General features: G+C 62.9%; 21 protein-coding genes. 7 read left to right on the top strand and 14 right to left on the bottom strand.

Annotated features, from left to right (window positions below; all coding sequences use genetic code 11):
• The 8 genes from AC1DYC_RS28575 to AC1DYC_RS28540 all read right to left on the bottom strand — a co-directional run.
• A partial coding sequence (locus AC1DYC_RS28575; protein WP_477411034.1) for an Ig-like domain-containing protein occupies nt 1-1,198 on the bottom strand: 1,198 nt, incomplete at its 3' end.
• Between the two features lie 10 nt (nt 1,199-1,208).
• Complete coding sequence (locus tag AC1DYC_RS28570) at nt 1,209-1,682, bottom strand: hypothetical protein (RefSeq protein ID WP_477411033.1); 474 nt, start codon at nt 1,680-1,682, stop codon at nt 1,209-1,211.
• A gap of 1,049 nt (nt 1,683-2,731) precedes the next feature.
• Nucleotides 2,732-3,991, bottom strand: a complete 1,260-nt coding sequence (locus AC1DYC_RS28565; protein WP_477411032.1) for an ABC transporter substrate-binding protein — start codon at nt 3,989-3,991, stop codon at nt 2,732-2,734.
• Nucleotides 3,992-4,033: 42 nt separating this feature from the next.
• Nucleotides 4,034-4,462 carry a hypothetical protein gene (locus AC1DYC_RS28560; RefSeq protein WP_477411031.1) on the bottom strand — a complete coding sequence of 143 codons (429 nt, stop codon included), beginning with the start codon at nt 4,460-4,462 and terminating at the stop codon, nt 4,034-4,036.
• On the bottom strand, nt 4,459-5,514 hold the full coding sequence (locus tag AC1DYC_RS28555; RefSeq protein WP_477411030.1) for an aldo/keto reductase: 1,056 nt from the start codon (nt 5,512-5,514) through the stop codon (nt 4,459-4,461). Before AC1DYC_RS28555 ends, AC1DYC_RS28560 begins: the two co-directional genes overlap by 4 nt.
• The gene (locus AC1DYC_RS28550; protein WP_477411029.1) at nt 5,511-5,864 is read right to left on the bottom strand and encodes a TIGR04076 family protein; all 354 of its coding nucleotides are present in this window, start codon (nt 5,862-5,864) and stop codon (nt 5,511-5,513) included. Before AC1DYC_RS28550 ends, AC1DYC_RS28555 begins: the two co-directional genes overlap by 4 nt.
• 1 nt (nt 5,865) lies before the next feature.
• On the bottom strand, nt 5,866-6,354 hold the full coding sequence (locus AC1DYC_RS28545) for a DUF3830 family protein (protein ID WP_477411028.1): 489 nt from the start codon (nt 6,352-6,354) through the stop codon (nt 5,866-5,868).
• 1 nt (nt 6,355) lies between these two features.
• Nucleotides 6,356-7,078, bottom strand: coding sequence for a GntR family transcriptional regulator (locus tag AC1DYC_RS28540; RefSeq protein ID WP_477411027.1), 723 nt, complete (start codon nt 7,076-7,078; stop codon nt 6,356-6,358).
• A gap of 127 nt (nt 7,079-7,205) precedes the next feature.
• Here AC1DYC_RS28540 and AC1DYC_RS28535 point away from each other — a divergent pair, with 127 nt between their 5' ends.
• The 6 genes from AC1DYC_RS28535 (at nt 7,206) to AC1DYC_RS28510 (ending at nt 14,060) form a co-directional block, all read left to right on the top strand.
• Complete coding sequence (locus AC1DYC_RS28535; RefSeq protein ID WP_477411026.1) at nt 7,206-8,003, top strand: ABC transporter ATP-binding protein; 798 nt, start codon at nt 7,206-7,208, stop codon at nt 8,001-8,003.
• Nucleotides 8,000-8,767: an ABC transporter ATP-binding protein gene (locus AC1DYC_RS28530; protein WP_477411025.1), complete on the top strand. Its 768-nt coding sequence runs from the start codon at nt 8,000-8,002 to the stop codon at nt 8,765-8,767. Before AC1DYC_RS28535 ends, AC1DYC_RS28530 begins: the two co-directional genes overlap by 4 nt.
• Nucleotides 8,764-9,672 (top strand): branched-chain amino acid ABC transporter permease, encoded by a 909-nt coding sequence (locus tag AC1DYC_RS28525; protein ID WP_477402298.1) that lies wholly within the window; start codon nt 8,764-8,766, stop codon nt 9,670-9,672. The genes AC1DYC_RS28530 and AC1DYC_RS28525 overlap by 4 nt, the downstream gene beginning before the upstream one ends.
• The gene (locus AC1DYC_RS28520; RefSeq protein WP_477306946.1) at nt 9,669-10,652 is read left to right on the top strand and encodes a branched-chain amino acid ABC transporter permease; all 984 of its coding nucleotides are present in this window, start codon (nt 9,669-9,671) and stop codon (nt 10,650-10,652) included. Before AC1DYC_RS28525 ends, AC1DYC_RS28520 begins: the two co-directional genes overlap by 4 nt.
• Entirely contained in the window at nt 10,649-11,944 is a 1,296-nt protein-coding gene (locus tag AC1DYC_RS28515; RefSeq protein ID WP_477411024.1) for an NAD(P)/FAD-dependent oxidoreductase, read from the top strand. Before AC1DYC_RS28520 ends, AC1DYC_RS28515 begins: the two co-directional genes overlap by 4 nt.
• A gap of 154 nt (nt 11,945-12,098) precedes the next feature.
• The gene (locus AC1DYC_RS28510) at nt 12,099-14,060 is read left to right on the top strand and encodes a 3-hydroxyacyl-CoA dehydrogenase NAD-binding domain-containing protein (protein WP_477411023.1); all 1,962 of its coding nucleotides are present in this window, start codon (nt 12,099-12,101) and stop codon (nt 14,058-14,060) included.
• A 9-nt stretch (nt 14,061-14,069) separates the two neighbouring features.
• On the opposite strand, the gene AC1DYC_RS28505 is transcribed toward AC1DYC_RS28510, so the two are convergent.
• The 5 genes from AC1DYC_RS28505 to AC1DYC_RS28485 all read right to left on the bottom strand — a co-directional run bounded on the left by AC1DYC_RS28505 (nt 14,070) and on the right by AC1DYC_RS28485 (nt 19,263).
• Nucleotides 14,070-15,347 (bottom strand): cysteine desulfurase-like protein, encoded by a 1,278-nt coding sequence (locus AC1DYC_RS28505; protein WP_477411022.1) that lies wholly within the window; start codon nt 15,345-15,347, stop codon nt 14,070-14,072.
• 46 nt (nt 15,348-15,393) lie between these two features.
• Nucleotides 15,394-16,068 (bottom strand): amino acid ABC transporter permease, encoded by a 675-nt coding sequence (locus AC1DYC_RS28500; RefSeq protein WP_477280153.1) that lies wholly within the window; start codon nt 16,066-16,068, stop codon nt 15,394-15,396.
• 163 nt (nt 16,069-16,231) lie between these two features.
• The gene (locus tag AC1DYC_RS28495; protein WP_477411021.1) at nt 16,232-17,029 is read right to left on the bottom strand and encodes an ABC transporter substrate-binding protein; all 798 of its coding nucleotides are present in this window, start codon (nt 17,027-17,029) and stop codon (nt 16,232-16,234) included.
• A gap of 91 nt (nt 17,030-17,120) precedes the next feature.
• Nucleotides 17,121-18,320, bottom strand: a complete 1,200-nt coding sequence (locus AC1DYC_RS28490; RefSeq protein WP_477411020.1) for a pyridoxal phosphate-dependent aminotransferase — start codon at nt 18,318-18,320, stop codon at nt 17,121-17,123.
• A gap of 181 nt (nt 18,321-18,501) precedes the next feature.
• Nucleotides 18,502-19,263 (bottom strand): HpcH/HpaI aldolase family protein, encoded by a 762-nt coding sequence (locus AC1DYC_RS28485; protein ID WP_477411019.1) that lies wholly within the window; start codon nt 19,261-19,263, stop codon nt 18,502-18,504.
• A 123-nt stretch (nt 19,264-19,386) separates the two neighbouring features.
• Between AC1DYC_RS28485 and AC1DYC_RS28480 the strand changes: the two genes are divergently transcribed.
• Nucleotides 19,387-20,478, top strand: coding sequence for an LLM class flavin-dependent oxidoreductase (locus AC1DYC_RS28480; protein ID WP_477411018.1), 1,092 nt, complete (start codon nt 19,387-19,389; stop codon nt 20,476-20,478).
• A 23-nt stretch (nt 20,479-20,501) separates the two neighbouring features.
• On the opposite strand, the gene AC1DYC_RS28475 is transcribed toward AC1DYC_RS28480, so the two are convergent.
• Entirely contained in the window at nt 20,502-20,897 is a 396-nt protein-coding gene (locus AC1DYC_RS28475) for a RidA family protein (RefSeq protein WP_477411017.1), read from the bottom strand.
• Nucleotides 20,898-20,962 lie beyond the last annotated feature (65 nt).

The raw sequence follows: 20,962 nt of genomic DNA, 5'->3' as shown, positions 1-20,962 counted from the left end.
CCGAGGAGTTGTGGTGGTCGTCGAAGCTGGTGCGGTCGAGAGCGACCACAACCGTCGGATTGACGCTGTCGAACGACTCCGTGTCCGTGATGGACACCCGGTTGTCGAAGCCGACCGGGTCGGAGAAGCTGTATGAAGAAACCGAGATCGACACCGGCGTCGTCGAGTTGTCGGCGACCGTGAAGGTCGCGGTGTAGGTCTTGCCCGACGGATCGCCGACAAGATCCTGCGCCAGGCCGGAGATCGAGCCGCCCGCCACCGTGATGTCGCCCGTATCGAAGCCGGTTGGCACCTCGGAGAAGGTGAAGGTCACCGCCGAGGTGTTGTTGTGGTCGTCGAAGCTGGTGCGGTCGAGAGCGACCACAACCGTCGGATTGACGCGGTCGATCGCGACCGTGTCCGAGCCGGCACCACCGAGGTTGCCGGCAAGGTCGGTGTAGCTGCCGGCCGTCACCGAGACCGAGCCGGTGCCGGCGAAGCCGTCTGTTGCTGTAAACTTCGCCGTATAATGCGAAGCATCAACCATCACAAAATCAGTCAGCGTGCCGTGGGTTGTCGTAACGTCGGCTAAAGTGAAGCCAGTCACCGGACCCGTGAAGGTGAACGTCACGACCGAGTTATTGACGCTATCACTTAAGGCGGAATCGACAATATTGACGAATACAGGGACACGCCCGTCACTATCGAGAACGGTAATTCGCTCGATCGCGGAAACCTTGAGATTGATGGTGGTGAATGTAAATTCTGCCTGACCTGCCTGGCCGGTATTCGCGTTCGAATTTGCGGCAATGAAGGCACGAAATTGAACAATTTCAGCGTTAAACGCCGTCATGAATGAGGTATTGGCTAGTTGATCATTGCTTAGATAGATAGCAAGCGTATCGATCTCGGCAGTGCCTTTCGCAGCATTGCCGTTGCCGCCGTCATAGATGTCGTAGCCCGAAAAGGCCGTTTGTCCGGCGGTCGTCCCTGTGCCGTATACCAGGCTACCAAACTTGTACTGATTTTCCCACGCGCGATAGATGAGCGTGTCCGCTCCCGATCCGCCCAGGAGGGTATCGAAACCACTGCCTCCATCGAGCGTATCGGCGCCTGACCCGCCATTCAGGCGATCGCTTCCCGCGCCGCCCAGAAGCACGTCGTCTCCACTACCGCCAACCAGATTGTCGTTGCCAATTGTGCCAATCGTCGTCGCCATGCCCAGTCCCCTATCTTGCCAATTGTTCTTGTCGATCAACAAGTGTCGACATCGACCTGCCGCTTGCAGCGCCGTCGCTCAAAAATTGTGAATCCATGGGGGTAAGTTCGCCTCCGCCGACAAACGGCTTGATCCCAGGCAAGAGCGCCAGACCAAATGAGTTCGCGTTAAGACCAATGACATGTCTACCAATGCCGAACGCCCAAGCCCGCGAGTTCGGCAAACACAGACTGGTGCGTGCTGGACTTTCGCAGGCAACAGCGGATTTCTTCCTATTGGTCGAGGTAGAAAACTCATCATCGATAGAGCAAAGCGCGATTCCGACTAAATCCTTGCTCAACACACCGAAAGAAACGGCGGCAAGGAGAGTGGAAATGGGGATGGTCGCATCTTCGGAAAAACTGGAGGCGTCATCGCCGGCCTGTGGCGTATCGCAAAGCGACTTCGCAGCTCCGTTGCCGTCTGTGATTTGAGAAGACGCCATTCACCCCCCCTTTACCCATACACAGATGCCCCCACATCCGTTCACCGACCGCACTGAAAGACAAACTGCTCCCTGTCAGAAAACTCCTAGCCGTCTATTGTCAGCACATCATCCAAGCCGCCACAAACCTGCCGCCTTACGACGAGCCCGACTAGCAAGGCCGTTTACAGACGGATGGCGGTTCGATGATGATAATAGCTCGCGGCGACATAGATCGCCGCGTTGCGTCTCCCTACCCCCAATTGCACCATCTACTCGTTGGTTGCTGATCACGAGTTTTTAGAGAGTGCTAAATTAAGAGATTATTAACTCTTCCGAAGAGGAAGCGTCAACGTGCAAGTTTGCAAACAGTTAATGGTTGGGACCGCGGCCACTCGATAAATCCCTTCCTCAGATTCTCGCCCTAAAGCGTTTGCACGCGGCGTCGCACAGTAGCGGCAGTGACAGTTGGTCCACCCCGATGCCACTACTTCTGTCCGTCAGCACGGACTACCCGCGTCTCGAGCTTCGCCCGCGTCCAGCCTTCGCCCATGCCGGAATTTGCCAAAGTACCGCCAACGCAAAACCGTCATCTGCGGGCGATTTTCTTTATATATTTCAAAACGCTGACCTGAAAAAAGTACTGTCAGGCCCGAAAATCCGTGACGGTCCTTTTCGCGGACGCTGAGCCTCGTATGAGTACCGTCAGATTGATCTGCGTAGAATATTTTGAGGTTTCACCCACTACCGGGATCAATGGGTCTGCGCGAAGGGAGTTATCCGAGAGCGCGTTCAAGCGATCATGAGAAGTACCGTCAACGCTCCAACGGCGCCGCGACCTACGCGGCGCTCAACGTCAAGGCAACACAGGGCGGATGCGATCAACTTCGGTTCACATTCTCGAAGACGGTCTTGTTCCGCTGCATCGTGGTGGGTCCGGATAGAAGACCGCAGGCGATGTGGCGGGCGGACGAAAGGCCCGCAGAATTTGCGCTTTCGGCTCTCTTGCCGCCGCGCGTTGTCCGGCGCTGATCTCGAGGATCGAATGCGCCGGACAAGGTGCCTAGGCCTTACTGCAGCTTCGCCTGCAATGCATTGACGTCGTCGGTGGTCATTTCACCGTCGGTCGTCACTTTGCCGTCAACGATCTTCCACAGACGGAACGGGCCGGTGATATCACCATACTTGTCGAAGGAGACCGGGCCGATGACACCTTCGTAGCGGATCGGCTTGCCGTCCTTGATCAGGCCGAGCGCCTTGGCGAATTCGTCCTTGCCGGCATAGATCGGTACACCGGCCGGATCGACCGCCTTGTACATGGCGTCCTTGATCTTGGCCGGATCCTCGGAGCCGGCAATTGCGATGGCGAGGCCGACAATGGCGCCGGCATCGTAGGAACGGTCGGCCGCGGGGTTCGACGGTTCAATGCCGGAAAACGCCTTGTAGTTCTTGGTGAAATACTCCGTCGAAGCCGTCGGGCTGGTGCCCGAGGAGGTGCCATAGGCATCCTTGAGATAATCGGCGCCGACGGACTCGATGAAGTCGGGGCTGTTCATGCCGTCATTGAGCAGGAATTTTTGCACGCCGCCTTGCGAAATCCAGGTGCGGGCGACCGTTGCGCCGTCGACCGGCGTGCTGACGAGATAGAGCCCGTCCGGTTCGCCGCCCATCGCCGCCGTCACTTCCGAGGCGTAGCTCGACTGCTTCTCGTTGTAAGGCGTATCAGAGACGATGGTGCCGCCGAGCGCTTTGTAGGCGCGCGAGAATTCGGCCACCATGTTGACGCCGAAGTCGTTGTTGACGTGGATGATCGACAATTTCTTGAAGCCCTTGTCGACGGCGTATTTGGCTGCGGCCACGCCTTGCAGCGCATCCGACGTGATGGTGCGGAAGAAGATGCCATTGGTCTTGCCGTCGCGGCCGAGCGCGGTCAGCGTCGGCGAGGACGAAGCCGGCGACACCTGGACGATCTTGGCCGGCCCGGTGACCGAAGTCAGGATCGGGATCGACACCGAGGAGATGATGCCGCCGATGATCACCGGCACCTTCTTGACCTGCACCAGCTGGGTCGCGGCGTCGACGGCGATATTGCCCTGGCTCTGGCTGTCGCGCGTGTCGGTCACCAGGTCGCAGCCGCGCACGCCACCGGCTTCATTGATGTCGCGGAAAGCCATTTCGACCGACTTGGCGCCGGCCTGGCCGTATTCGCCGGCCGGTCCGGTCAGTTCCATGACCAGGCCGACGGTGATCTTGCAATCTGCTGCGTGTGCGGCGCCGGCCATCGTCACGAGAGCCAGTGCGGTGGTGAATTGAAGTATTGTCTTTTTCATTTTCATTGCTGTTCCCCTTTTCTCAACTGAAACTTTGCCTGTTCAGCCTTCCGGCGCCTGCAGCCAGGTCTCATGCAGATGCCGCCATTCGACGCCGTTAGGCGTCGATGAACTGGTGGTGAAGACAGCACTGGACTGCCGGCGACTGTGCTTGCCGGCGCGCAGTTGCGCTTCGATGTAGAAGACAACGATCGTGTTCGCGTCCTGCCAACCCGGCCTGATATCCTCGATCGATATGGCAAAACCCTCGTCGCAAGTGGCGCGGCTTGTCAGGACATGGTCGACGACCGCGGCGCGATCGAGGATCTGGCCATTCGGCGCGACCATGGTGAGGCCTTCACCCATGACGGCCTCGAAGCGGCCGAACTCCACAGCGTCGGCTCGCGCCGCGACAAACCAGTCGACGAAGAAGCGATGCAGCTCGATGATTTCGGCGCTGGCACGCGAAAATAGGGAAGGCTCGCCGCTCATTTCTTCCCCGCATTGAGGTTGTAATGCATGATCGAGCCGTGGCGGCCATGACGATCACGCTCCAGCGTGTAGACATCGCCCTCGAGGCCGCGGCTTTGCGAGAGCACCGCGGCGATCCTGGCCCGGTCTTCCGCGTCGAGCGCGACGTCCATGATCTTGGCATTGGCCAGCGCATGCGCCTGGTTGCGCGCGCCGACAATGACGGCGGCCACTTGCGGCTGTTCGAGCACCCAGGCCGAGGCAATGGTGGCGATGTCGACGCCGTGGCGATCGCCGACGGCTTTCAGCGCCTTGAGCAGGGACTGGAACAGATCCCAGCCGCCGAAATCATCGATGATCAGCTTGTATTTGACCAGCGAGCGGTTTTCGAGCGGCGTGGCTGGCTCGGCCGCGCCAAGCCATTTGTTGCTGAGGAAACCGCCTGCCACCGAGCCGTAGCACAGGAAGCTGACACCGTTCTTCGCGGCGAGGTCGGCCAAGCTGTTTGCCGGCCGCTGGTCGAGCACCGAATATTGCAGTTGCTGGCTGACCAGCGTAATGCCTGCGGCGAGGATTTCGGCCAGACGCGGCGTATCGAAATTGGTGGTGCCGAGATTGCGCACCTTGCCTTCCAGCCGGAGCTCGTCGAGCCAGCCCATCGCATCGACGTAACGCGGCTGGTCATAATCCCACCAGTGAAACTGCACGAGATCGATCCGCTCGGTCTTCAGCCTGCGAAGCGACTGATCGACGATGCCTCTGATGTAATCGCGGCTGATGCTGGCCAGCCGTTCGAGGTCGGGCACCAGCTTGGTGTGCACCTTCATCCTGGCCGCGACATCGAGGCCGCGCTCGCTGGCCAGCCGCAGGCGCGCGGCGCCGATCAATTCCTCGACGCCGGTGTAGATATCGGCGCAATCATAGGTCCAGATACCGGCATCGAAAGTGGCGATCAGGTCGGTCACCGCCTGGTTGCGATCGATGGCGCCATGGCCACCGGCCAGCTGCCAGCCGCCGCGGATGACGCGCGAGATCGTGTAGCCGGGGCTGAGTTCGACGGTCCTGGCGCTCATCGCTTGTCGGTCTCCTTCGGCAGCGGCACGGCCGTGGTTTCGGCATGGCTGAAACGCCGTCTGGCCAGCCTGACGATCCTGAGCCGGCTGGCGCAATTGGGATCGGGACAGGCGATCTCGGCATCAGAGGTCATCCAGTCATTGGCGTGCGTCGGACGCTGCTTTGCCGCCAGGAGCGGCAACACGGCCGCAATCGAATAGATCGAAAAGCCCTGCCCCGCCGGCAGCGACAGCATCTCGCCCTTGAGCTCGAAATAGTCGCCCGCTTTGGCACCGCAATAGATCGGCTTGCCATCGGGGATGACCGCCTCGACGCGCAGATCGAAGAGCTCGAAACTGTCGTCGGCCATGTCAGACCTCCACCAGGCTGAAGGTGACGTCGCAAGCGCCGTTGCGGCGGATGACGCCGCAAGCAGCGGCGAACTGGTCGCGCTCTTCGGAACGCACCTGGGCGACGACGCTGCCGGCCAGCCAGCCGATCGGAAACAACAGGCGCGCGCCCTGCCCGTAGTACAGGCCGATATCGAAGATGGGATTGGGATTGCCGTCCCACATGCGCGGAGGCACATAGGCGAGCACGATGTCGCCCGGCTGCGGCGTCAGCGTCGCGTTCTCGGCCGGCAAGGGCCTGGCATAGGCCTCCCCCTCGAGCTGCGCCGATGGAACCGGGCAGGAAATCTCCGGGCCTGTCCACATCGCATGGATGCCAGGGACGATGCGTGGCTGCGCCAGATACGCCAGCAGGAAGGCGGCGTTTTCAGGCGCCTTCTCCGGCAACAGCAGCGCCGTCACGGAAAGGTTCGAGCGTGGTTCTGTGATCCGGATGGCGGGCTTGCTCATGTCAGTCCTTCGCCGATTGAAGCTTGTCGCGCAGGAAGGCAAAGGGCCGGCTGATATCAGCCACCAGCGCCTCGCGCGCCGCTTGCGCATCCTGTTTGGCAAGAGCCGCGACGATGCTACGATGATAGTGCGCGGTGTCGACCTCGCCGGCTTCGGAGAAGGCGTAGATGGCGACGCGTATGCATGGCCCCGATTGAAGCCAGAGGCTTTCGATCATCGGGATCAGCACAGCCGAGCCGCAGCAGCGGTAGATCTCGAAATGGAAGCTCTGGTTGAGCGTCGCTTCGCGGTCGATGTCCTTCTTGTGCTTCAGCGCCCGCATCTCGTCCCACTCGCCAAGCATGGCCTCGATGGTGGCGATCTGGCGCGGCCCCATCCGCGTGGCGGCAAGCGCGATCGCTTCGCCTTCGATGAGGGAACGCGCGCGCAGGAGGTCGTCGATGCGCTCCAGCGTGATCGGCGGCACACGCACGGAACGGTTGGGCAGCGCCTCCAGCGCCTTTTCCGTTATCAGCCGGCCGAGCGCCTCTCGCACCGGCATGGTCGAGGTGACCAGCGCATCGGCGAGACCGCGGATGGTCAGCACCTGGCTCGGTTCGAAAAGACCGCCGATCAGGGCCCGTCGCAACTCCGAGTAAACGCGATCCTGCACGGTCTCGCGGCCGACCGGCGTGAGCTGGGACGCGATCGTTTCGTTGTTTCGCTCGATGGCAGCCTTTTGCATGGCATTCCCGGTCTTGGCCCGTTTTCGGCTTGCGGAGAAAATTAAAGCCGATTAGCGTGATCAAAGCAAGTGTGATCACAAATCAAAAAAATCAGAAAGCGGCAAAGACCGCTCGGCCAGAGGGTGCATGAGCGAGACAGCTGAACGGCAGGACGAAATCCGCGCACCGGTTCTGTCGGCGACGAATGTCGTCAGGCGGTTCGGTGGCCTCGTCGCCGTCAACGGTGTCTCGTTTGATGTCAAAGCGGGCGAAATCCTCGGCCTGATCGGCCCGAATGGCGCGGGCAAGACGACGATGTTCGATCTGTTGGCGGGCAGCATATTGCCGACTAGTGGCGATATCCTTCTCAACGGCACGCGCGTCTCGGGTGAAGCCGCTCATCTGCGCATCGGCCGCGGCCTTGGCCGCACCTTTCAGATCCCGCGCCCGCTGCCCAATCTGACGCTGGTCGAAAACATCATGCTGGCGGCACAGGGCCAAACCGGCGAAAAGCTTCTCGCCAATTTCGTCACGCCTTGGCGGGTGGCAGCGCAGGAAAGAGCGGCTAGGACAAAGGCGCTCGAACTGCTGGAATTGGTCACCCTCACCCACCTCGCGAATGAGCCGGCGCGCGTGCTCTCGGGCGGCCAACGCAAGCTGCTCGAACTTGCCCGCGTCATGATGGCCGATCCGGCGATCATCCTGCTCGACGAGCCGGCGGCAGGCGTCAACGCCACGCTGCTCGAAGTCATCATCGACCGCATCCGCGACATCAACGAAAGCGGCATCACCTTCCTGCTGATCGAGCACAATATCGACATGGTGACGCGGCTCTGCCACCGCGTGCTGGTGATGGCGAGCGGCGAATTGCTGTGTGAAGGCACGGCCGACGAGGTGGCGCGCGATCCGCGCGTCATCGAGGCTTATCTCGGAGGCGCGGCATGAGCGAGATCGTGCTGGACGTCCGCGACCTCGAGGCTGGCTACGAGCCCGGCGTGCCGATCGTGCGCGGCGCCTCGATCACCGTCAACAAGGGTGAAATCGTCGTCGTGCTCGGGCCGAACGGCGCCGGCAAGTCGAGCCTCATCAAGGCCGTCGCCGGCCTGGTGCCGATCAGCCGGGGCAGCGTGCTGCTCGACGGTAAGGACATTACCGCAGCACCGGCGCACACCATGGTGCGCCTTGGCCTCGCCTTCGTGCCGCAGACCGAAAACGTCTTCACGCTGATGTCGGTGGAGGACAATCTGAAGGTCGCTTGCGGCATCCTCGAACGGCGCGAGGCCCCTGCCCGCATCGAGGAAATGTACGAGACCTTCCCCGACCTGGCACGCCAGCGCCGCACGGCTGCCGGCTATCTCTCGGGCGGCCAGCGGCAGATGCTGGCGGTGGCCCGCGCGCTGATCGTCCATCCCAAGGTGCTGGTGCTGGACGAGCCCTCGGCCGGCCTGTCACCGAAATTCGTGTCGATGGTGTTTGAGATGCTGGCCGGCATCCGCAAGTCAGGCGTCACCATCCTTCTGGTCGAACAGAACGCCAAGGCAGCACTGGCCATCGGCGACCGCGCCTATGTGCTGGTCGAAGGCAAGGACCGGCACGAGGGCATCGCCTCGCAGCTGTGGAACGATCCCGTCGTCGCCGAGCTCTATCTCGGCCAACGGCCGCTACATCAAGAGAGCGCCGCAGCGTCCGGCAAGGGAGGCGCGGCATGAGCCTGCAATTCGTCGTCGACGGGCTGCTGACCGGTTCGATGATCGGCCTTGGCGCCATCGGCGTGACGCTCACCTATTCGATCTTGCGCTTCTCCAACTTCGCCCATGGCGACTTCATGGCCTGGGGCACCTATGCAACGCTGGCCGTCGTCAGCGCCATCGGAGCAACTTTCGGCAAGGTGGCGCCGATCGCACCGCTGTCCTTCGGCTGGCCGCTGCTTGTCGCCCTGGTTGTCGGCATGGCGTTCACCGCTGTGCTCGCGCTACTGCTTGACAAGATACTGTTTTCGCGGCTGCGCTCTCAAGGCCAAGCGATCATCGTGGTGATGGCGAGTTTCGGTGCTTCGATGGCGCTGCGCAGCCTGCTTGAATTCACCTTCACTTCGCAACCGACCTATTTCAGCCGGGCGATCCAGATCGCCATGCCGGTCGGTTTCGGCATCCGCATCACGCCCGACCAGATCGCATTGCTGCTGCTGACGGCTGTGCTGGTGCTCGGCGTGCATCTGTTGATGACGCGCACGCAGACCGGACGCTCCATGCAGGCGCTGAGCCAGAACGCGGCGCTGGCCCGCATCGTCGGCATCGACGTCGCCAGCGTGGTGCGCGTCACCTGGATCATCGGCGGAGCGCTCGCCTGCGTCGCCGGGGTGATGATCGGCATTCTGGTGCAGATCCGCCCGTTTATGGGCTTCGACATGCTGCTGCCGATGTTCGCCGCTGCCATTCTGGGCGGCATCGGCAGCATACCAGGCGCCGTGCTCGGCGGCCTGATCATTGGCCTCGCCGAAGCCGGCGCGGTGCAGCTGATCGGCGCCGAATGGCGGGCCGCAATCTCCTTCATTATCCTGATGGCGGTGCTGTTCGTGCGGCCGATCGGCCTCTTCGGCGTGGGGGAAAGATGATGGACCTCATCGGTTACGGCGCTTTCTTCCTGACCACCGCGCTGATCTTTTCGCTGGTCACGCTGGGGCTCAATCTGCAGTGGGGGCTGACTGGGCTATTCAATGTCGGCCTCGCCGGCTTCGTTGCCATCGGCGCCTATACCTCGGCGCTGTTGACCACGCCCGACGATGCCGCGCGCCTCGGCGGCTTCGGCCTGCCGATCCTCGTCGGCTGGGCGGGCGCCATGATCGTCGGCGGTATCGCCGCAGCCCTGACCGGAATCGCCACGCTGCGGCTGAAATCGGACTATCTGGCGATCACCACCTTCGGCGTCGCCGTCGTCGTGCAACTGGTCGCGCTCAACGCGCAGAAGCTGACCGGCGGCCCCTTCGGCATTGGCTTCATTCCGCGCCCTTTCGGCAGCCTTGCCGAGACGCCGCTGCTGTTCAACCTGTCCAACCTCGCCGTCGTCTGCGTGGTGACGCTGATCGCCTATCTCGCTTTGGAGCATCTGTCGCGCAGCCCGTGGGGCCGGGTGCTGAAGGCGTTGCGCGAGGACGAGCGGGCAGCGATCTCACTTGGCAAGAGCGCGCGCTTCTACCGTGTCCAGGCCTTTGCCGTCGGTGGCGCCATCATGGCGCTGGCCGGAGCGCTGCAGGCGCATTTCACCGGCTTCATCGCACCCGACAATTACCTGCCGATCCTGACCTTCCAGGTCTGGGTGATGCTGATCGTCGGCGGCTCGGGCAGCAATGCCGGCGCCATCGCCGGCAGCATCCTGGTGTGGGCGATATGGGCGGGTTCCGGCACCATGACCAGCGTGCTCTTCTCGCCGGAACAACAGGCCCGCGCGGCCTCGCTGCAGATCGTTGCCATCGGCGTCATGCTGTGCCTCATCCTGCTGATCCGGCCGACCGGGCTGTTCGGCGATCGGCCAAAGCGGCCGAAACTCGGCAAACAGACGAAGCCCGTAGCAAGCGAGAGCGAGGCTGGATCATGAACGCCATGGTCCGGCAGCAAGTGCATGGCGTTTCGCTCTGGCATGCTGTCAGTGGTAATCGCCGCGAACGACCCGCACTGCAAGGTGGGCTCGACGTCGATCTCGCGATTGTCGGCGGCGGCTTTTCCGGCCTTTCGACGGCTCTGCATGCCACCGAGAAAGGGCTTTCGGTCGCTGTCCTCGAAGCCGAGTACATTGCCTGGGGCGCGACCGGCCGCAATGCCGGACTGGTCGTGCCGAATTTCGCCAAGCGCGACCCAAACGACATCATCGCCGAACTCGGAGCCGAGCGCGGCGAACGGCTGGTCGATTTCGCCGCGGGCAGTGCCGACCTCGTCTTCGGCCTGATCAAGCGGCACAACATCGAATGCGACGCCCTGCAGAATGGCTGGATCCAGCCGGCGCATTCGCCTGCGGCGCTGGAAAAGACGAGGTCGCGCGCCGAGCAATGGGCGGTGCGTGGCAGGCCGACTGTAACGCTCGATGCCAAGGCGGTCACGACGCTGACCGGTATCGGCGGCTATGCCGGCGGCTGGATGGACAATTCGGGCGGCGTCCTTAATCCGGTCGAGTATGCGCGTGGTCTTGCCGATGCGGCCGGCAAAGCCGGTGCACGCATCTTCGAGCAGACGCGCGTCACCTCGATCGATCGGACAAAAGATGGCTGGGTATTGAAGACCGCATCCGGCGCTGTGCCGGCGGGCAAGGTGCTGGTCGCCACCAACGCCTATGGCGGAGCGCTGAACCGAACGCTGGCGCGGACCTATGTCCCGCTGAAAGTATTCCAGATCGCCACCGCGCCGCTGCCGCGTGCCATACGCGCGCGCCTGCTGCCCGGCGGCCATGGCATCGGTGACACGAGGCGCAACCTGTTCACCTGCCGCTTCGACAGCCAGAACCGGCTGATCAGCGGTGGCATGCATATCGTCGGCAGCGGCGCCGAGACGCGCGTGCCGCGAACGGTCTGGCGACGGCTCGCCAGGCATCTCGATTTGCCTGACCTGCCGCCGCTTGCCTACAGCTGGACGGGCGTGGCGGCGGTGATGCCGGATTTCCTGCCGCGCCTCATCGACCTTGGCCCGGGCTTGATCGCCGGCTTCGCGTGCAACGGGCGCGGCATCGCCATGACCACGGCGATGGGCAAGGTGCTGGCGGACTGGGCTGCCGGAGCGGACGCCCACGATCTGCCGCTTCCCTTCGCTGCGCCATCGCCGATCCCGTTCCATGAAGTTGTCCGCTATGCGCCGAACATGTTGCTCCCCTGGAGCATGCTACGCGACCGGCTGGATTAGACTGCCAATCCAAGGATGCAGACTTGAAGTTTTTTGAATTCTAATTATTTTAAGCTTGAAGTTTTTTTGAAGACTCCACGGCGCTGCATTCGCCCGAGCCGGGGCCTCGCGCCATTTGGCTGGAGAGCAGGCCGTCGTTGCGGAATGAAACTCCATGAGCACTGAACGATTTTTCGAGAGTGTCGTTGGCAACATCGTCGATGGAGTTCTCATCGTCACCATCGAAAATCCGCCGGTCAACGCGCTCTCCTTCCACGTCAGGGGCGGACTGACGGCTGCGCTTGAACGCGCGAGATCGGATGACGTGTCCGCCGTGGTGCTCACTGGCGCCGGGCGTACTTTTGTCGGCGGCGCCGATATCAAGGAATTCGGCAAGCCCGCTATTGAACCCACACTGCCTGAGGTCATCGAAGCGATCGAGAGCTTCGCAAAACCGGTGGTCGCGGCAATCGGCGGCGCGGCGCTCGGCGGCGGCTGCGAGATTGCGCTGGCCTGCCACTACCGCGTCGCCGGCAAGGCGGCCAGCTTCGGGCTGCCCGAGGTCAAGCTCGGGATCGTGCCCGGGGCTGGCGGAACCCAACGCTTGCCTCGCCTCGTCGGCACCGTCGTTGCAATCGACCTCATCGGCACGGGTCGCGTCGCGAAAGCCGATGAAGCCCTCACTCTCGGCCTGATCGATGCCATTGCGGACGACCTTCCCGAAGGCGCGCTCGATGCCGCTCGCCGTCTCGTTGACCAGCCGTTGCGGCGGACAGGCGCACTCTCCTTCCCGAGTTCGCAACCTGGGGCCGACGCGGCCGCTGCAAAGAAGGTGCTTTCCCTTAGCCGTGGACAGATCGCGCCTGCGGAAGCTGTGCGACTGGTCCAGGCGGCGTCCACGGCCAGACTGAAGGACGGTCTCGCGGACGAACGCGCGACCTTCCTGCGCCTTCGGGATTCCCGCGAGGCGGCGGCATTGCGCCACGTGTTCTTTGCCGAGCGGCAAGCCAGCAAGGTCGACAGGCTGGAGGGTGTTGCGCCTCGCAAGGTCGAGACGGTCGGCATCGTCGGAACCGGCCTGATGGGCGCAGGCATAGCAGTCTCGGCCCTGAACGCGGGCTATCGCGTGATCGGCATCGAGCAGACCGACGAGGCGGCGGCCAAAGGATACGAGCGTATCGCTGGCCTCCTCGACAAGTCGGTCCAATCCGGCCGCCTCACGGATCATGCGCGCGGGGAGGCACTGAGCCGGCTTGAAACGGCCAGTGACGCCGGCAGGCTGGCAGAGGCCGATCTGGTCATAGAAGCGGTGTTCGACGAACTCGCAGTAAAAACCGAGCTCTTCCGCAAGCTCGATCGCATCGTCCGCCCCGACGCCATCCTTGCCACCAACACCAGCTACCTCAATCCCGACGAGATCGCCTCGGCAACCGCCCGACCCGAGCGGATCGTCGGCCTGCATTTCTTCTCGCCGGCCAACGTCATGCGGCTCACCGAAGTGGTGGACTGCGCGGCGACCGCGCCCGACGTGCTCGCCTCGGCGATCGCCTTCGTGCGAAAGCTCGGCAAGCTGCCTGTCGTGAGCGGCGTGACCGAGGGTTTCATCGGCAACCGCATCTATTCGGCCTACCGCCGCGAAGCGGAGTTCATGGTGGAAGATGGCGCAGCACCGGATGAGGTGGATGCCGCGCTGGAGGCCTGGGGCTTCCCGATGGGGATCTTCGCCGTCAACGACATGGCCGGACTGGAGATCGCCTGGGCGCGGCGCAAGCGACAGGCGGCCATGCGCGATCCAAAAGCACGATATGTCGAGATCGCCGACCGGCTGTGCGAAGCCGGCCGCTTCGGCCGCAAGACCGGGAGCGGCTGGTACGACTATTCGGACGGCGAGCGCAGGAGCGACCCGCAAGTGATAGCGCTGATCGAGGGGGCACGAGCAGCCAAGGGCATTGAGCCGCGCCGCTTTTCTGCCGACGAGATCGTCAAGCGCCTACTGGCGGCAATGGCCGACGAAGGCAAGGCGTTGCTCGCCGAAGGCATCGCTGCGCGTGCCTCCGACATCGATCTGGTGATGATCAACGGCTACGGCTTCCCGGCCCACAAGGGCGGACCGATGTTCCATGCCGGAGATGTCTGAGGGTCCGAACTAAGACAGCCTGGCGATGACGGCGCGCAGCGCCTCGCCGAAACGCCTGACCTCGTCGACCGTGTTGTAATGCACCAGCGAAGCGCGGATGGCGCCGCTGTCCATCGACAGGTTGAGGCGCTTCATCAGCCGCGGCGCGTACATGTGGCCATCGCGGATGCCGATCTGCATCTCGGCCATCTCCTCGACGATCCGCTGCGGCGACAGCTTGCCGATGTTGAAGCAGAATGTCGGCACGCGTTCGTTGATGCGGGCTTCCTCGGCGACGCCGTAGATCGTGGCATTGCAGTCCTTCAGCACGGCCAGCATCTCGCGCGCCAGGAGCAGTTCATAGTCGCGGATGGCGCCCATGCCGGCAACGATATTCTCACGCCGCGAACGGTTGTTGGACGGCGCCAGATTGCGGCCGATCAGTTCCAGATACTGCACGGCCGCATCCATGCCCGAGACGTTCTCGTAGATGAAGGTGCCGGCCTCGACCTTGTAGGGCGGGTCGTCGGGGATGAAATCCTCGCGGAAGGTCGGCAGCCGCTTCAGTGTTTCGAAGCGGCCCCACAGAAAGCCCATATGCGGCGAGAAATTCTTGTAGCCGGAGCAAACGAGATAGTCGCAGTCCCAGGCCTGCACGTCGATCAGCCCGTGCGGTCCGTAGTGCACGCAGTCGAGGAACACTTCCGCGCCGGCGGCGTGCGCGATTCCAGCCACCGAGGCCACATCGACGATCGAGCCGATCGAATGCGCCGTCACCGTGCAGGCGACGAGGCGGGTGCGCTCGGACACCAACGGCTTGAGGTCGTCGACATGCAGATTGCCGTCCTCGCGCATGCGCCACCATTTGAACTTGGCTCCGGCGGATTCCAGCGCCAGCCACGTCGCGATGTTGGCGTCATGGTCCATGTCGGTGATGACGATCTCGTCGCGCGTCCCATCAGTGTCCTTGGCCAGCATCTGGCCGATGCCGAGACTGACCAGGCGGATGAACGACGTTGCGTTCATGCCGAAGCAGATTTCCGACGGACTATAGGCGTTGATCAGCAGCGCCACGCTGGTCCGGGCATCCGCAACCGATTGGTCGACCGTAACGGAGCGGCCATAGCGGCCGCCGCGCTGTACATTGTGCGAGACCAGGTGGTTGGTCACCGCGTCGAGCACGCTCTGCGGGATTTGCGCGCCAGCGGCATTGTCCATGAAGATGAAATCACCGGCCCGCCGCAAGGCGGGAAACATGGCGCGTATGGTGTCGACCGGAAAGCCGCCGGTGGCTTGGGAAGTGCTCAATTGTATCTCCTGCGCAGGGCTTGGGACGTGGGTTTGATTGGCGAGGTCAGCGAGCCTTCTCGTCCTTGAAGCGCGCTTCAAGCAGACTGACGAGGCGGACCATCGGCCAGAGGAAGATGAGATAGACCAAAGCGGCGCCGATCAGCGGCGAGGGATTGGCGTAGAGCGACTGCGCGTTGGTCGCTTCCTTCAACAGTTCCGGCAACGCCACGGTGGAGGCGAGCGACGTGTCCTTGAACATCGAGACGCAATTGCTGGTCATCGGCGGGATGACCACACGGATCGCCTGTGGCAGCACCACCTTGCGCAAGGTGAGCAGGAACGGCAGGCCGAGCGCCTGCGACGCCTCGAACTGGCCGCGCGGAATGCTTTCTATGCCAGAGCGGAACACTTCGGCCGAATAGGCCGACATGATGATGGCGAACGCCGTCACCGCGGAGGCCCAGGACGACAGGCGTATGCCGAGGAACGGCAGCGCGTAATAGATCAGGATCAGCACCACCAGCACCGGCAGGGCACGGAAGATGTCGGTGTAGCCTACCGCCAGCCAGCGCAGCGGCTTCGGCGCGTAGAGCCGCAACAGGCTTATCCCCAGGCCGATCGGAATGCCGATGCCGATGCTCAAAATGCCGAGCAGCAGCGTGTTCAGGAAGCCGCGCAGCAGCGCCGGCAGGCTGGACATGATGACATCGGGATTGAAGAAGGTGTCGATCAGCGACATCAGGGCATTCCCGACCGTTTGTGCGTCACGCGACGCTGGAGAAGGGCCCGGAAGCATCGAAAGCGGTTTGCCGCGCTGACCTGTGGCTCCGGGGAAGGATCATGAATGGAAACGAGACGTGCCGGCCCTTAAGCCGGCACGTCTTGTGTTTGCCGGCGGCCGTTCAGGCCTTGGGCAGCGGCAATTCCTTGACCGTCGAGGAATCGGCCGGCGCGTCGCTGCCGAACCACTTCTTGTGGATCGTGGCCAGCGTGCCGTCCTTCTTCATCGCGCTCAGCGCGTCGTTCAGCTTGCCGAGCAGCGGGTGGTCCTTGCTCATCATCAGCCCGTACTGCTCACCGGTCTTGATGCGTTCCTTGACGACGAGGTCCTTCATCTTCTGGAAGGAGTACTGCATGCCGGGAATGTCGCTGACGGCGGCGTCGACGCGGCCGGCGCTGAGATCGAGCAGAAGATTCTGCTGCGTGTCATAGCCCTTCACGTCGCTGTAGCCGTCTGCTTCCTGATGCGCCTTCACCCAAGTCTCGCCAGTCGAGCCCGACAGCACGCCGACGATCTTGCCCTTGAGGTCGGCCTCGGTGTTGACGGCGCTGTCTGTCTTGGTGGCGATGCCCATATCGGAATCATAATAGGGCTGAGTGAACGACAGCGTCTTCAGCCGCTCCGGCGTGATGGTGATCGAGGAGATCGCGACATCGATGCGTTTGGAGCTGACAGCCGCAAACAGCGCCTGGAAGCCGAGATCGGCAATCTCGGTGGTCATGCCGACGCGCTTGGCCGCCTCGTTGACGATATCGACCTCAAAACCCTCGAACGTGCCGCTCTCGTTCTTGTATTCGAAGGGCGGGTTGGTCGGGTAAGCGCCGACATTGAGCACATCTGCCGCGTAAGCAGTTGCGGGGCCGGCGGCGATGCCGATGGCTGCGGCGAAAAGGATGAGATTGCGACGGTTAAGCTTCATAGGTGTTTCCCTCTGGGGTGTTCCCTCTGGTTGTTGATCGGACGGGAATTCTCCCGCACGGTTTGTTGCCGTCCCACCTCCCAGCGGGGCGTCAATTCATGACGGCGACCATGCGCTCGAGCGCGGTCGCGATCTGGTTGCGGTCTCGGCACACGCACATGCGCAGGAAGGCCGCGGCCGAATGTCCAAAGAGGTGGCCGGGCGCCAACCCGACGCGCGCCGTCTCCAGTATCCTGGCACAGGCTTGCCGGGCGTCGCTTTCGCCGTCCATGGCAAAGAAAGCATACATGCCGCCGCGCGGTTTCGTCGGCAGGATGATGCCGGGAATTTGGGCTAGCCTGTCATAGGCAAGGTCGAGGCCGGTCTTGATCCGCTGTCTGATCTCCTCGACCAGCGGTTCGCCCTGGCGGATGGCGGCAACAGCGCCTGCCTGGATCGGCGCGGCAGTGCCGCTGTTGACATACTGCGTCATGGCACCAAGTTGGTCGGTCACCCCCGACGGATGCGTCAGCCAGCCGATGCGCCAGCCGGTCATCGCCCACGCTTTCGAAAAGCTGTTGACCGACAGCACCCGGTCGCCATCCTCGGCGATCTGCAGGATGGAAGGGGCAACATCGCCGTCGAAATAGAGCCGGCCATAGACCTCGTCGGAAATGATCCAGATGCCGGTGCGCCGGCTGAAGTCGAGCAGCGCCTGCATCTCCTCGCGCGACGCGGTCCAGCCGGTCGGGTTGGACGGCGTCGACAGGAAGATCGCGCGGGTACGCGCGTCGCAGGTGGCGAACAGCCGGTCGAGATCGAGCCTCCAGTCTCCCTTGAAGTCGAGCGAAAACGGCCTCGGCTCGCCGCCGATCAGATGGATGGCGTTGTGGATGTTGGGCCATTGCGGCGCGACATAGACGACGTTGGTACCGGTATCGACCAGCAGCTCCAGCGCCAGGTACAGCGCCTGCATGCCGCCCGGCGTGACGGTGGTGCGTGCGATCGGGATCGAGCGGCCGTGAATGCGCGTCTGGTAGTCCGACAGCGCCTCGTTCAATGGCCCATGGCCACGCATGTTCGGAACGTAAAACGTCTGGCCTTCATCGAAGGCGGCCTTCGCCGCGTCGCGGATGAAAGCCGGCGTCACCATGTCGCCTTCGCCGTACCAGAGCGCGATGACGTCGCCCAGTTCGCGGGCGCGCACGGCAAGGTTGGCGATGTTTTCAGTGTGCAGGTCACGAATCTGCGCGCGCACGCCGTCGAAAGCATAGCGCGCGCTGGACGATGACTGGGGCAGTATGAACGACAAGGACTGAAACCCCTCCCACCCGGAGCACTACGACTGCCCGGCAAGCCCCTCCGGCACCGCAGTCGCTACCGGCCTGGATGCTATCCAAAGCGCGGCGCTTTTCAAGGAAAAAGTTTTAAGCTTAAAAAGTTTGGCGCGGTTGTTGCTTCGCCGATACGCCTTTTTCCCAGCTGCGCCCGTCTCATGCCAATTCGTCGCGCGCGGCGGCAAAGTTGGCCGCCGCACCTGCGCCAAGAAGCATCGTGTCGCTGGCCAGCACGAAGAAGCTCGCGCCGATCGCTGCCCACCGGCCGATATTCTGCGGGCTGGCGCAAAATATGCCGGCTGCCTTGTCGTGTGCGATCGTCACACGAATGATTGTTTCGATCGCCGCGTTGAGCTTGTCGGCGCCTTTCGCCCCGATCGCATCGATCGACACGGAAAGATCGCCGGGTCCGACGAAGATAACATCGACGCCGTCGACGGCAGCGATCGCCTCGATGTTGGCGAGCCCTTCCGATGTTTCGACCTGGACCGCGACGACGACCCTGTCATTGGCGGCGGCCAGATATTCGGGAATGCGGTAGCCATAGCCGGCCGCGCGGCCAGGCCCGACGCCGCGTTCGCCCAGCGGCGGATAGCGCGAGGCCTTGACCGCCATCGCGGCCTGCGCGGCAGTCGAGACGCGCGGCACCAAAACGCCCTGCGCGCCGCTGTCGAGCGCCGCCTGGATGGCTTCCGGCGCATGGCCGGGAACGCGCACCATCGCCGGCACGCGGTGCACATCGGCCGCGCGCACCATGGCCTCGATCGTGTCGCGCGCGATCTGGGCATGTTCCCAGTCGATGCACAGGAAGTCGAGGCCGGCGAGCGCCATCACCTCGACCGCGACGGGATGCGGAATGGCAGCGAAAGAGCCGACGAGACTGGTTTTGCCGATGCACTTCTGACGGAACTCGCTCATCGCCATCCCTTTCGATGTTCCGGAGAATCCATATCCGCAAACGGCGTCGAGGCGAAGCTATTTCAGGCTTGAAATATTTTCGCGTGGGCCTAGCGTGTGGGTCTCCTGCCGCGAGTTCCCACCATGATCAAAACGCATCCGCTGCACGGCCCGAACAAACTGAAGCTCGGCGTCTTCTCGACCAATGCCGATGGCGGTCTGGCCATCACCGATGTGCCGGAACGCTGGACGGCGAGCTGGCAGGACAATCTGACGGCGGCGCAGATTGCCGACCGCGCCGGCCTGGAATTTATCCTGCCGATCGCGCGCTGGCGTGGCTTTGGCGGCCGCAACAAGGTGCGCGAATGGTCGTTCGAGACCTTCACCTGGGCGGCTGCACTGGGTGCTGCCACCGACCAGATCGGCCTGTTCATGACGGTGCATGTGCCGCTGGTGCATCCGCTTTACGCCGCCAAGGCGCTGGCAACGGTCGACCATATCAGCCAGGGCCGTGCCGGCCTGAACGTCGTCTGCGGCTGGAACCCGAAGGAATTCGGCATGTTCGGCACACCGCTGGTCGAAAAGGGCTATGAGCAGGCTGCGGAATGGATCGAAGTTCTGGAGCGGCTTTACGCATCGAGCGAGCCGATCGATTACGAAGGCATCTACTATCGCCTGAAGGAAGCGGTCAGCCGGCCGGCGAGCCTGCAGGTGCCCCGCCCGGTGACCATGAACGCCGCCTTTGGTGGCCCGGGCCGCGATTTCGCCGCCGCCCGATGCGATTATCTGTTCACCACCTTCTCCGAGATGGGCGATGCCGGCAAGCATGTCGCCGACATCGGCGAGCGGGCCGACAAGGTTGGCCGCAATGTCGGCGTCTATACGGTGGCGCATGTCGTCTGCCGTCCAACGATGGAAGAGGCGCAGGCCTATTACAACAGATATGCCGTCGAACTGGCCGACCACGACGCGGTCGATGCCCATATGGCCGGCAAGAAGGAGTTCTCGCAGTCGCATGACCCGCATGCCTATGACCGCTACCGGCAGCGTTTCGCCGGCGGCGCCGGCACTTACCCGCTGGTTGGAACGCCGCAGACGATAGCCGCCGAGATGGCCGCAATAGCCGGGCATGGCTACCAGGGCATCGCGCTCTCCTTCGTCAACTACACGCAGGAACTGCCTTATTTCTGCGACCATGTGTTGCCGCTGCTCAGGCAGGCCGGGCTTCGTGGCTGATCAATCCGGGAATAACGAATTCGTTATTCCGGAATAACGGCGGTTGCCTGAATCTCGACCTTGGCGCGATCTTCCACCAGCGCCACCACCTGCATGGCGGCCATCGCCGGAAAATGCCGGCCGATCACCTCCCGATAGGCCTCGCCGATCCCCTTGAGGTTGCCGAGATATTCAGCCTTATCGGTGAAATACCAGGTCATCGCGGTGATGTGGCGTGGCTCGGCGCCGGCCTCCGCCAGCACGGCGACGATGTTTTGCAGCGTCTGCCGCACCTGGCCGGCGAAATCGTCGGTCTCGAACTGGCACTGCCCGTTCCAGCCGACCTGTCCGCCGACGAAGACGAGCCTGCCGCGCGCCGCGACGCCGTTGGCGTAGCCGACCGGTTTCGCCCAGCCTTCCGGCTGCAGGATCTTGTGCATTTTCAATGCCTCCCCGGTATTCCTGAAAATCAAGTCTCAAAATCGAATGCCCGTCGCCGTCTCGC

This window comes from Mesorhizobium sp. P2_E7 (assembly GCF_056403855.1).
Note: the sequence above shows the minus strand (reverse complement) of the source record. Positions and strands in the feature narration are given on the sequence as shown.